This is a genomic window from Bacteroides sp. MSK.20.82 (assembly GCF_019052485.1).
In the GTDB taxonomy this organism is placed as follows: Bacteria; Bacteroidota; Bacteroidia; order Bacteroidales; family Bacteroidaceae; genus Bacteroides; species Bacteroides thetaiotaomicron.
The window spans coordinates 26,454-39,041 of the sequence record NZ_JAHQUN010000009.1 but is presented as its reverse complement, the minus strand read 5'-3'; the positions used below and the strand labels follow the sequence as shown (position 1 = coordinate 39,041).

The following is a 12,588-nucleotide window of genomic DNA, read 5'->3' as shown; positions in this document are numbered from 1 at the left end:
CATATATGATTATCGGGATCGGATTTCCCTTCTCATAAACATAATATATGAGATTGCAAAACAGATAACAGTCGCTGCAATCAGCCCCGTGAGCTGTGGCCAAACAACAAGCAGACTCTGTCCCAACGGCAGCGGACTCGGAATAGCCCCTTGTACCTGTTCCATCGTAAGCGGTCCGATACTTCTGACGGAAGGCATCAGCAGCGTTGTAGTAGCTTCATTAAACAATTCACTGGGTGCCAGACGCATTAATCCAAGAATAAATTTCTGATAACTGATAATCTGATAAGGAGACGCCATCTGCGACGGACTTAATCCCTTTGCCACCAAATTGACAATCATCGTATAGAATACGCTGAAAAACAGCCAAACGGCTACGGAAGCCAGCGCAGAAGTAGCAGCCTGACGGAAACGGAGTGAGAATAAGATGGCCAAGTTCAACCAAAAGGCTACATAAAAGATACTCGTTATAAGAAAGAAAACGATTCTCCAGAATTCTTCAGCCGTAGGAGGAATGCCAATGGCAATCAATCCGAATCCCATCACCAAAAAGCCCAGTACAAACAGCATAATACCTATCACGATCAAAGCAGCCACAAACTTCGCATTAATGATACAATCACGATGAATGGGCTGAGACAGCATACGGCTCAATGTCCCCTTATTCTGCTCCGAATTGACAGCATCGAATCCCAAAGCAATTCCCAACAAAGGACCTAAAAAGTTAATAAACAGCACAAAAGAGGGGAGAGTCCCGTCCGAAGCTGTAAATAACTTCAAGAAGAGGAACGAACTGTCCGGATCATCCGGTTTGATAGCCGCACCGATATTAGTAAGCGCCGTGTATAGCGATCCCATACAAGTAAGTGCTATGATACCGATCAGAATAAGAAAACGCCAGCTTTTGACATGATCGGATATTTCCTTATGTACGATAACCCAAAAAGGATGATTGACTTTACTCATGCCCTTCGCCTCCTTCCTCAAAATAATGGTTATAAATATCAGACAATTCCTGTTTCTTTTCTTTCAGCTCTGCCATATCAATCAGAGCAAGTATTTTGCCGTTACTGAACAATCCTACTCTGTCACATACTTTCTGTGCCTGGTCCAGATGGTGGGAAGAAAACAAAACCGTCAGCCCTTCCTCTTTGCTCAGCCAGCGAATCAGTTCAATAAACTCCTGAACACCCGCAGGGTCAATTCCCGAAGTCGGCTCATCTAGAATAATGATTTCGGGATTCTTAATAAGCACATCGGCCAGACCAAGACGTTGTCTCATACCGCGGGAATACTTTCCGGTTTTCTTTTTCAGCTGATCTTCAAGCCCTACGCGCTTCATCAGCTCCAGTGCTTTTACTTTCGCCTCCTTGTCAGGGATACCGTTCAGCCGTGCCGTATACATCAGATTTTCCAGACCTGTCATGTCATCATAGAATCCCACATCTTCGGGCAGATAGCCGATTTTCCTTTTCACTTCAATAGGATGAGTGGTAGAATTAATTCCACAAATCTCGACAATTCCCGATGTGGGCTCCGTTAATCCCATCATCATCAAAATAGTAGTTGACTTTCCGGCACCGTTCGGACCCAGCAAACCGAAGATTTCTCCTTTCCGGATACTCAGGCGAATATGATCTACAGCAGTAAATTTACCGTATTGTTTGGTTAATTCGGTAAGTACGATCACTTGTTCGCCCATAATTTACCTCCTTCCATATTTACGGAACAGATAGTAGACAACACCGATAGTAGCCAGAATAATCAGAACACCTACCCATCCCCAAATCATCGGAGTCTTTACGGCAATTCTGAATTGCGCATCTGCATTCACTTCCGGAGTTTTGGCCATCATCGTAGTTACATAATCACCCGGAAGCGCTTTCTTAGATGCTTTCAAGATGGCTACAACAGTAGCCGTTTCTCCGGCTTTCAGCATTTCTATCTTTGACGGTTCGAAAGCTACATCCCAGTCAACCGGCTTGTTGGCAGACAGTTGGATATCTTTCAATAAAGAAGAACCTGTATTTTTAATTTCCAGTTCGATTCGTTTGGTATCACCGGCAGTCACGTCAGAACTTAATAATCCTCTCGGGGTGGTCAGTTCCATCTGATAAGAACCGGTGACAACTACTTCCAGTTCCAGTTCAGCCGAAGTATTGCCTGTAGCGGCACGTACGGGAATTTTATAACTGCCAGCTTCCACATTGGCAGGAGGAGTGATGTCTATACTTACATTCTGGCTGCTGTTGGCTTCTACTTGTGCGGAAGTTGCCTGCTTATAATTAGGTTTGAAAATAACATTCCAGCCTCTGGGTGCTTTAGCCATCAACGCATACAGTTGCTGATCGGCAGTCTGATTCTTTAGTGTGGCATTAAAGGTGAAAGTTGATTTGGAATTTCCCTGCATATTGGGCTGGTCGGTGGTAAACTCCGTCTGATAAGTACCTTGTTGTGCCACAACGACATTCAGAGGGAGTTGCGCTTCTCCGGCAGACACTACAAAATGATAGCTGCCTCTGCTTACTTTTAAAGGAACATCTACCTTTAGATTAAAAGTTTTCTTTTCTTTAGGGAGTACGGCCAACTGACTGAGATTCCAACCACCGGATTTCATTTCATGTTTCCAGCTGCTTGATAGGCCACTGACGGAAAGATTGGCATTCACCAACTTGTCTGTGTTGTTAATCAGGTCGATGCTGTAGTCAATAGACGCCCCCGGTGAAACGGAGATTTTTGTGTAAGGTGTGTACAAGATCACGCTTTTAGGTATAGAATCGTTAGCGTGTGTGTTACTCATGGGAAGTATTCCCAGCAAAACAGTTAATAATAAAAAACAATTTGTTCTCATAGTCATACGAAAGTTCTTATGGTTGATTTAATATGAATATTGTCAAATTTGTGCCTGCAAAAATAAGCGATGAATTTATTAGTTGCTGTTAAAAGAAACAAAAGAATACAATAAGAAAGATTTCCTTTGTTTTTTTCAGATTTTGCCCAAAATTCCCAAATCTTTTCAGATTCTCCTCTCATCTTTGCATTATAAATTAAATGATAACAGTAAAACCAATTAAAAAAACAATGATTATGAAAAAGTTAGTATTCTTATTAGTATGCTTGTTCACTTTACAGACAGTAGCACGTGCAGATGACGATAAACCTATCCAGGTGACTCAAATGCCACAATTAGCACAACAGTTCATCAAACAGCATTTCTCTGACAGCAAAGTGGCACTGGCAAAAATGGAAAGTGACTTCCTTTACAAAAGCTATGAAGTGATTTTCACGAATGGTAATAAAGTGGAATTTGACAAGAAGGGAAACTGGGAGGAAGTAGATTGCAAGCACACCTCCGTACCTGTTGCCATTATTCCTGCCGCCATTCAGAAATATGTAACAACTAATTATCCGGATGCAAAAGTGCTGAAGATAGAACGTGATAAGAAAGATTACGAAGTAAAGCTATCCAACCGTACAGAACTGAAATTTGACCTGAAGTTTAATCTGATTGATATTGATAATTAACTTTCTTAAAATCTACGACAACAATGAAACTCAGAATTTATACACTACTGATAGCATTCTGTGCAGCATGGAGCCTGCACAGCTGCGACAACGATGACGATGAATCAATTGCTGTTCCTACCCCATTGCAAGAAGCATTCTCGACCAGGTATCCTAACGTCAAGAACGTAAAGTGGGAAACAAAGGCAGGATATTATGTAGCGGACTTCTATGATGGATATGAGGCATCCGCATGGTTCACAACGGATGGCAACTGGCATATGACTGAAACGGATATCCCGTACACCGCATTGCCCGATCCGGTAAAGAGTGCATTCGAAGCAAGTGACTATAAGACATGGAAAAGAGACGATGTGGATAAACTCGAGCGGCAAGGCATCGAAACAGTCTACGTCATTGAGGTGGAAAACCAAAATCAGGAAGTCGATCTGTATTATTCTGCCGACGGAGTGCTGATTAAAAGCATTGCAGACACAGACGATCATGAAAACGAGCACCTTCCGACCACTCAACTGCCCGCCGTCATGAAGACTTTCATTGATGGGAAATATGCAGGAGCAAGAATCGTGGAAGTAGACGTGGAAGATGATAAAAACGACTGGGATTTCGGATTTACGGAAGTAGATATCATCCATTTCGACAGTGGCCTGAACCGCAACGTTTCCAAAGAAGTCCTGTTTGATAAAGGCAGAGAGTGGTATTCTACCTCATGGGAGGTACGGAGAAACGAACTGCCCACAGCAGTGACCAATGCCATCAGCACCGAGTATGCAGGATATCAGATGGATGATGCCGAATACTTTGAGATGGCAACAGAAACATCCTATTATCAGATTGAACTGGAAGGAAATAATTCTCCGGATATAGATATTAAAGTAACCGCAGACGGTACGATTCTCAAATAAAATAAAATAGTGACACTATCGGTTATGGTATAGTGTCACTATTTATTTTTATTCCTGTGCTCGCTTTCTCTTTAGCTCCGACTTAGCTTTATCATCGGCAATGCTGTCTGTTTGCTGCTGTTGCACCTTTTCGGCTTCTTCACGTTTCCGCTTGCTGCGCAGTTTCCATTTATTCCAGAAGAAAAGGTCACTCCATTTATTGAAATCCTTCTTATACATGATACCGACTCCCTGCGTAGTAAGGTTTGTCTTTGTGTAGTAACGGTCATTTGTTTCATTATAAGCCTTCAGACGAATATCTCCCGAGCGGTTGATCAGCCATTCAGCTTCGAAGTCGCCTATAAAGTTGGTATTCGCCATCGGATTGTCCCGATAGCCGAAATTACCATTAACCAACAGGCGGTTGTTCAGCAACTGACCGGACAGGATACCTTCTACTTCCATATCCGTCCATCCTTTATCACCCGTGCTCAGATTGGTACCGATATTCCAGTTATTAGTCTCAAAAACCTGAGATAAGGCATTATTCAACTGACCGGACAGAGTAGAAGAGAGTACCGATGACATCACGTTCGAGTTCTGATTGTTCCGTGCAGCATCTTCCGTATAGAACTTACCGATACCCAGCAGATAAAGAATCTGCATATTCATCTGCTCTTCCGTACTGATATAATTGCGCACCAACGTCTGAATTTCATCTCTTTCATTCGGAAGCTCGATACCCAGCTTAATGGTCGGCCGCAGTAAAATCCCACTCAGATTCATGATACAGTTTACCCGTACATTAGTCTGCTGGGCAATGGAGGAAACATCCGGATTCAAGTCGTTCAGTGAAGCGGAGTTTACCGTGTATGATGCCTGAATATCCATATTCGCATCCAAAGGAGCGCCGTTGAAAGTAATCGTACTTCCATCTTTGATGATAAAATCCTTGCGAATCACTTCCTGCAAACTGAACTTATATATTCCCTGACTGATCCGGTAATTACCAAACATCTTCACATCCCCTTTATTATAAAACTCCGTGCGTATGTTTCCTGTTCCCTTCGCACTGATGTAGTCTCCGGCTATAGGGTCCATAATAATTTTCATGGTGGCATCGGGTGTAGCATCTACTAGAATATTCAAACGAATATCTGTCTGATGCTCTTCTTCGTCCGCCTGACGCTTCTGTTGCATCTGCTCAAAATAGGAATTTACCCGAATGGAATCCTGAATGTTTCGACGGGGCGTTTTATCTACAAACTTTATAAACTGGGTGCTGGCAGCCGACGCCACATTTCCGTTGATATAGGTGAATACCGTATTCCGGTTGGTCGTCATGGCGAGATTTACGTCCAGTCCCTGTATCGCATTCCCTGCAAGCAACGCATTTCCCGTAGCATATACCGTTCCAAAGAATGGCATATCCGTCGATTCCTTCGTATTCATCAAGAGCATATTATTAGCCTGTATCTCAAAACGGTAATTTATATTCTTGAAATGCTGGAAACGCAGATACCCGTTCAAGGTTCCCGAATGCCCTTCCATATCGGCAATATGCATATTATTGAATTTCAATCCGGTAGGAGCCAAATGAATCGTATCTCTAACGGCAAAGTGGGTATTCAGAATATCAAACTTCATGGAAGCATCCGTCATAACAGCCCCATCTAGATTCAATCCCTTGAACTTTCCGTAAAAATGTACTTTTCCCGTTCCCCGTCCTTTTATATCCTGTGCTATTGATTTCATATAAAATTCGAGGAACTTCAAGTTCAGTTCATGGGCATCGATATTCAGATCGAGTCCGCTTTCCGGTTTCAACGGGTAGATCATACCGATGACTCGCGATGGTGACGGTGATATATCCTGAATGGAAGCATCCAGATAGATTCCTCTTTTCTCATTATCCCAGGCGCCATATACGTTCAAATCACCTAAACGGCCCTGATTGAGCGAGAAGTTCTTGACGAAGAGGCGGGTATTCATCACAGGTTTCTTGAACACGCTGCTGGCATATGCTGTTCCCGTAGCATCTCCTTCAAAGTTTACGTCATCGGATATGTTTGCAATATCAAATACGTATCCCATATTAATGTCTTTCAGGTCCACTTTTACGGTATCTGCCGGATTGTCGGAAAGCCGCCCATTGATACGCACATAACGGTCATGATGGCTGAAATAGAAATTATTCACATCCACCTTGCCCGAGTCCACCACTACCTGCGAAGGATGTATCTGCCAAAGTGTATCATTCAAGATAACGTCTGTCTGTTTCACATCCACCATCGCTTTCAGCAAAGGCTTTTCACCTGCTGTACGCAGGAATTGTGCAACAGCCGCCAACTTTCCGCTATAAGTTGCTATGGCATTATTTCCCCAGTTCAGAGTCGTGCTGACTTTATCTTCTTTGGCCTGTGCTTCCAGAGAAAGATTCACGGCTCCATTCTTTTTCAGACTGGTCAGCCGCACCTTCGCACTGATATGGTCCGAAGGATTCTCGCACAAGATCATACCCGACTCGATAAAGTTGTTTTTATATTGCAGGCGGGGGAAGTAGCCTTCCACACGTAGCCGCTGCAAGGCATCATTAAAATACCCTTTCAACGTAGAATGTGTATATACAGTCAACGGAACATCAAATATCGTAGATAAAATGTCCGTATTATATATATGTACATCAAACGCAAAATTATTGTTCGTCTCTATCGGTTTCTTCGGAGGCAATATCAAAGACGGCACATACCGACGCATGATATTGAAAATACTTGCCGGTAAAGTATGGTACTGGAATTTTCCCGCTATGTTTGCCGTCAGAAATTCAGAAGTCAGTTTAAGCTGATTTTCATTATCCTGCCGGGTAGCCCGTACATTCATGTTCTTCATGAAATATTCCTTGTCCGGTGCCCTGAACTCCAGACTGTCCACATTGATTTCTCCAATCATCTCGTCAATGGAACCTCCGGTAAAATTAGCTTTTACCTTCAGAGAGAACTCCGCATCCTGGTAATCAGGTGTAAGATTTAAATCATTAGGACGGAACTTGTCGACAACGGCAAGGAAATTGAAAGTAGGAACCTTGGATGTCACATTCACATCTCCGTTCAGATAAATAGACCCATTCGGATCATCCAGCGCTATCTTTCCGTTAAATCCGCCTTGCTTGTATTCGCCGTCCAGCGTAATATTCTCATATTTATATCTGCTATATTCCACAGATGCGATCAATCCCTTCAACTCTACAGCAGGAAGCTGTTTTTCGATATGCCGTCCATGTACATCAAGATTAAAGGTGATTTCCCCAAATTTCTCATTATTCAATAACTTGCCCAGTTCAAACTCTTCTGTTTTGACAGCACCGGAATAAGCAAACAGCCCCTTAGCCTTATCGGAACTTAACTTTAAGTCGGTTTTTACATTACCAAGCCCGGTACGAAGCTGTCCGTAAGTAACTAGATCGGTGAAGTATCCGGAAATCTCTCCACGGAAATCAATATCCCCCAAACGTTCCAGAAGGGGAGGTACACCATTGTAATTGCTGCTCAGATTACGCACCAAAAAACCGACACCACGATTGTTGGCGGAAAGTTCGGAAAGCTTCCCGTACACATACGCATCCTGCGGACTCGATAGTTCCTGAAGCGATACATCCCCCGATAGCCGGAACTGGCGGTCGTCGGCCGTAATCTCCAGATGAGAGCAGGTAAGCTGGTCGACCGTTCCTTTTACCTGCATATCCAGCGTTATCGGTTCCTTGAAATGCGCCAATATAGGTACAAAAGGGGAAATATCTTTCAGAGTAATCTGCGAGGGTAACGTACGGAAAGAAAAGTGGACCTTCTCCGAGAACTGATCAAAAGCCTTCAGACTGTCATACACCAAATGAATAGTATCCATCTTCAGTGAAGTTTCGGGCAGCTCAATGGCAAAATTCTCTATATTAGTCCGTTTATCATTGGCAACCAATTTCAGACTCATCTTCTTTAAAGAGAATCCGGAAGCCTTTTCATCGAAGCTCAGACGCTTGATACCAAGATTCAAAGAATCCCTGCTCATCGCCTTCAATGAAATATTGGCTATAATATTCTGAAGCTGGACATGCTTGGCATTAAACTTTCCGGGAGTCTTTTCCTCTGACAATACATGATAAGCCATCCTTCCCCGACGAATCAAAACGGAATTGATACGCAAATCCAGCGAACTTTCCTTTTTTACAGTGTCCTTGGAAGCAAAAGCATCCAATACGAACTTAAAATTCGGAGGAGAGTCGGGAGTCTCTTTATTCAGATTGATGGTAAAGCCGAATAACTGGACACTGCTAATGGAAATCTTTCCCTTAAAGAAAGGAAGGATATCAAACTTAGCCGATAAGCGGGTTACTTTGAGCATTTCCTTGCCGCTCTGGTCGTCAAGCAGCACATCATCAATGATAATACGGTTTAATAGACCGATATTTATTTTGCCGATAGTCAGGCGTGTATTCAGCACCTCGGACAATTCCTTGGCGATAAACACACTCATTGCTCGCTGAACATTTGGAATATTCAGCAAAACAATAGTTCCGATATATACTCCCAGTACAATACCAACTACCCAGCGTACAGTCTTTTTCAGCGTTCTGATAAGCGATAACTTTTATTTAGCGAACAAAAATATAAAATAGTTCGTTATGAATCGTAGTTTTATCATTACTTTTGCACCGTTTAATAGTTTAAAAACATATGAGTGCAATAATATTAGGAATTGAATCCTCCTGTGATGATACGTCGGCAGCCGTAATCAAGGATGGTTATCTGCTGTCAAATGTGGTATCAAGTCAAGCCGTACATGAAGCATACGGCGGAGTAGTACCCGAATTAGCTTCACGGGCACATCAACAAAATATCGTTCCTGTGGTACACGAAGCACTGAAACGGGCAGGGGTTACCAAAGAAGAACTGAGCGCGGTAGCTTTCACACGTGGACCGGGATTGATGGGATCTTTACTTGTAGGCGTCTCTTTCGCCAAAGGATTCGCACGTTCACTCGGTATTCCTTTGATAGATGTTAATCATCTGACAGGGCATGTCTTAGCTCATTTTATTAAAGCAGAAGGAGAAGAAAATATCCAACCGAAATTCCCGTTCCTTTGCCTGTTGGTATCCGGAGGAAACTCACAGATTATATTGGTAAAAGCCTATAATGATATGGAAATTCTCGGTCAGACGATTGATGACGCTGCCGGAGAAGCAATCGATAAATGTTCTAAAGTGATGGGTCTCGGATATCCGGGCGGACCGATCATTGACAAACTGGCACGTCAAGGCAATCCGAAAGCGTATACTTTCAGCAAACCGCATATTCCGGGGCTGGACTACAGTTTCAGCGGACTGAAAACTTCTTTCCTATACTCCTTGCGTGACTGGATGAAAGACGATCCCGATTTCATCGAGCATCATAAAGTGGATTTGGCCGCCTCTCTGGAAGCAACTGTTGTAGACATTCTGATGGACAAACTGCGGAAAGCTGCCAAAGAATATAAAATAAAAGAAGTAGCCGTAGCCGGAGGAGTCTCTGCCAATAACGGATTGCGTAACTCTTTCCGAGAACACGCTGAAAAGTATGGCTGGAATATTTTTATTCCTAAATTCAGCTATACGACCGACAATGCAGCCATGATTGCCATTACCGGATACTTCAAGTATCTGGATAAAGACTTCTGCTCCATTGATCTTCCGGCTTATTCCCGTGTCACATTATAAAACAGTTTTTTAACGTCATCGTCACTTTATATAATAAACTATTGTCATAGAATAATTTAAGTAGTGACGATTAAAGTGACGGCAATAACAATAGTGACGGCAAACACCGAAAAAATGTCACCGACCCAATAGGCGGTGGCATAAAGAAGCCTTGCTGAAAACAAAATGCACCTATATATAATAGGGAGACAAAGGAGGATTAATGATATAAGAAGCCTTCATTAAGAATCTTTGTTTATAGCATTCCTTCGTTCCACGTGCGTAAGCCGTCCAGTTCACATACGTGATCCATTCGGCTCACGCACATGAACCGAATGGATCACGTATATGGAACGAAAAAATGAAGTAAACCTAATGACTTAACATAGCGTATATACCTTATTAATATAGGTAGCATATTCTATTAACTAACGTAGGAAAAAGATGTTTGCTGAAGTTATTACCATTGGTGACGAGCTGCTGATAGGGCAGGTAGTCGATACAAATTCTGCCTGGATGGGGCAGGAATTAAATAAGATAGGTATCGAAGTTCTACGCATTGTTTCGATCCGTGATCGGGAAGAAGAGATCATGGAAGCAGTAGATAATGCGATGAAAAGGGTGAATATCGTTCTGGTAACCGGAGGACTCGGTCCCACAAAAGACGATATCACCAAACAAACTCTCTGTAAATACTTCCATACCGAACTGATATTCAGCGAAGAAGTATTTGAGAACGTAAAGCGGGTGCTTGCCGGGAAAATACCGATGAATGCGCTGAATAAGAGTCAGGCAATGGTTCCCAAAGATTGCACGGTCATCAACAATCCGGTAGGAAGCGCTTCTGTCAGCTGGTTTGAGAAAGACAATAAAGTACTCGTATCCATGCCGGGTGTTCCGCAGGAAATGACTGCCGTTATGACTGAGTCCGTATTGCCCAAGCTACGTGAGAAGTTTCAGACGGATGTAATCATGCACCGGACCTTTCTAGTACAACATTACCCCGAATCCATACTCGCTGAAAAGCTGGAACCGTGGGAGACAGCCTTGCCGGAAAGCATCAAATTGGCATATCTGCCCAAACTTGGAATCATCCGCCTGCGACTAACCGGACGGGGACAGAACAAGATAGAAGTGGAAAGCGCACTGAACGACGAGCAGGCTAAGCTGGAAGCGATACTGGGCGATGATATTTTCAGCGAAGAAGATATCCCACTGGAGGTAATCGTAGGCGAACTGCTGAAAAAGAAGAATTTAACCGTTTCCACCGCAGAAAGTTGCACCGGAGGAAGTATTGCGGCACGTCTGACGTCCATTGCCGGAAGTTCGGAATACTTTAATGGAGGAATAGTGGCATATTCTAACGAAGTGAAGATGAATCTGCTCCATGTTTCACCGGAAACACTGGAAGTGTATGGCGCTGTCAGTGAGCAGACTGTGATCGAAATGGTAAAAGGAGCGATGAAAGCGCTGAAAACCGACTGCGCTGTCGCAACTTCAGGAATTGCCGGTCCCGGAGGTGGAACACCGGAGAAACCGGTAGGCACTGTCTGGATCGCTGCTGGTTATAAAAATGAAATTCGTACTTACAGGCAGGAAACGAACCGCGGAAGAGCCATGAATATTGAAAGAGCGGGCAATAATGCGCTATTAATTCTTCGTGATTTGCTCAAATAAGGAAAAATTGGTGTCTGGAAGTGAATTATTTTAAGAAATCCTTGTTTTATACGGATAAAAGTGCTTACTTTGCGTCCTGTTTGAAATAAGTATAGATATAAAACTATAAAAATAAGATAGAAATGTCGAAGATTTGTCAAATTACCGGAAAGAAAGCCATGATTGGCAACAATGTTTCACACTCAAAGAGAAGAACAAAAAGAACCTTTGATTTGAACTTGTTTAACAAAAAGTTCTATTATGTAGAACAAGACTGTTGGATCAGCCTTAGCCTTTGTGCTAACGGTCTGCGTATCATCAACAAAAAAGGACTGGACGCTGCACTGAACGATGCAGTAGCTAAAGGTTTCTGTGATTGGAAAAGCATTAAAGTAATCGGCTAAACGTAGAGGAGAAAACTTACAATGGCAAAGAAAGCAAAAGGTAACAGAGTACAGGTGATTCTGGAATGTACAGAACACAAAGAGAGTGGAATGCCGGGAACATCTCGCTATATCACAACTAAAAACAGAAAGAATACAACTGAAAGACTTGAGTTGAAGAAATACAACCCGATTCTGAAGAGAGTAACAGTACATAAGGAAATTAAATAATAATAGTATAACCCATGGCAAAGAAAACAGTAGCAAGTTTGCACGAAGGCTCTAAAGAAGGTCGTGCTTACACCAAGGTTATCAAAATGGTGAAATCTCCGAAAACTGGAGCTTACGTTTTTGATGAACAAATGGTTGCAAACGAAAAAGTACAAGACTTTTTCAAAAAATAATCAGAATAGCATA

11 protein-coding genes are annotated in these 12,588 nt (G+C 42.7%); 7 read left to right on the top strand and 4 right to left on the bottom strand.

The window, feature by feature from the left end:
- Positions 1-9 precede the first annotated feature (9 nt).
- From KTR07_RS10765 to KTR07_RS10755, 3 genes are read right to left on the bottom strand one after another with little or no spacing between them, the layout of a single operon-like run.
- Positions 10-966 (bottom strand): ABC transporter permease, encoded by a 957-nt coding sequence (locus KTR07_RS10765; protein ID WP_008761587.1) that lies wholly within the window; start codon positions 964-966, stop codon positions 10-12.
- Entirely contained in the window at positions 959-1,702 is a 744-nt protein-coding gene (locus tag KTR07_RS10760) for an ABC transporter ATP-binding protein (RefSeq protein ID WP_011107522.1), read from the bottom strand. The genes KTR07_RS10765 and KTR07_RS10760 overlap by 8 nt, the downstream gene beginning before the upstream one ends.
- Positions 1,703-1,705: 3 nt before the next feature.
- Positions 1,706-2,857, bottom strand: coding sequence for an NEW3 domain-containing protein (locus KTR07_RS10755; protein ID WP_011107521.1), 1,152 nt, complete (start codon positions 2,855-2,857; stop codon positions 1,706-1,708).
- A 230-nt stretch (positions 2,858-3,087) separates the two neighbouring features.
- Here KTR07_RS10755 and KTR07_RS10750 point away from each other — a divergent pair, with 230 nt between their 5' ends.
- Both KTR07_RS10750 and KTR07_RS10745 read left to right on the top strand, forming a co-directional pair.
- The gene (locus KTR07_RS10750) at positions 3,088-3,525 is read left to right on the top strand and encodes a PepSY-like domain-containing protein (RefSeq protein ID WP_008765741.1); all 438 of its coding nucleotides are present in this window, start codon (positions 3,088-3,090) and stop codon (positions 3,523-3,525) included.
- Positions 3,526-3,548: 23 nt separating this feature from the next.
- Positions 3,549-4,430, top strand: coding sequence for a PepSY-like domain-containing protein (locus tag KTR07_RS10745; protein WP_011107520.1), 882 nt, complete (start codon positions 3,549-3,551; stop codon positions 4,428-4,430).
- A gap of 48 nt (positions 4,431-4,478) precedes the next feature.
- On the opposite strand, the gene KTR07_RS10740 is transcribed toward KTR07_RS10745, so the two are convergent.
- On the bottom strand, positions 4,479-8,933 hold the full coding sequence (locus KTR07_RS10740; protein ID WP_011107519.1) for a translocation/assembly module TamB domain-containing protein: 4,455 nt from the start codon (positions 8,931-8,933) through the stop codon (positions 4,479-4,481).
- Between the two features lie 200 nt (positions 8,934-9,133).
- On the opposite strand from KTR07_RS10740, the gene tsaD reads away from it, so the two are divergent.
- The 5 genes from tsaD to KTR07_RS10715 all read left to right on the top strand — a co-directional run bounded on the left by tsaD (position 9,134) and on the right by KTR07_RS10715 (position 12,575).
- Positions 9,134-10,153, top strand: a complete 1,020-nt coding sequence (tsaD, locus tag KTR07_RS10735) for a tRNA (adenosine(37)-N6)-threonylcarbamoyltransferase complex transferase subunit TsaD (RefSeq protein ID WP_011107518.1) — start codon at positions 9,134-9,136, stop codon at positions 10,151-10,153.
- Between the two features lie 423 nt (positions 10,154-10,576).
- Entirely contained in the window at positions 10,577-11,809 is a 1,233-nt protein-coding gene (locus KTR07_RS10730) for a competence/damage-inducible protein A (RefSeq protein ID WP_048693669.1), read from the top strand.
- Between the two features lie 122 nt (positions 11,810-11,931).
- On the top strand, positions 11,932-12,192 hold the full coding sequence (gene rpmB, locus KTR07_RS10725) for a 50S ribosomal protein L28 (protein ID WP_008765736.1): 261 nt from the start codon (positions 11,932-11,934) through the stop codon (positions 12,190-12,192).
- A gap of 21 nt (positions 12,193-12,213) precedes the next feature.
- A complete protein-coding gene (gene rpmG / locus KTR07_RS10720; RefSeq protein ID WP_008761579.1) occupies positions 12,214-12,402 on the top strand; it encodes a 50S ribosomal protein L33 in 189 nt (62 codons plus the stop codon).
- Positions 12,403-12,416: 14 nt separating this feature from the next.
- Positions 12,417-12,575 (top strand): DUF4295 domain-containing protein, encoded by a 159-nt coding sequence (locus KTR07_RS10715; protein WP_008761578.1) that lies wholly within the window; start codon positions 12,417-12,419, stop codon positions 12,573-12,575.
- The last annotated feature ends 13 nt before the right edge of the window (positions 12,576-12,588 follow it).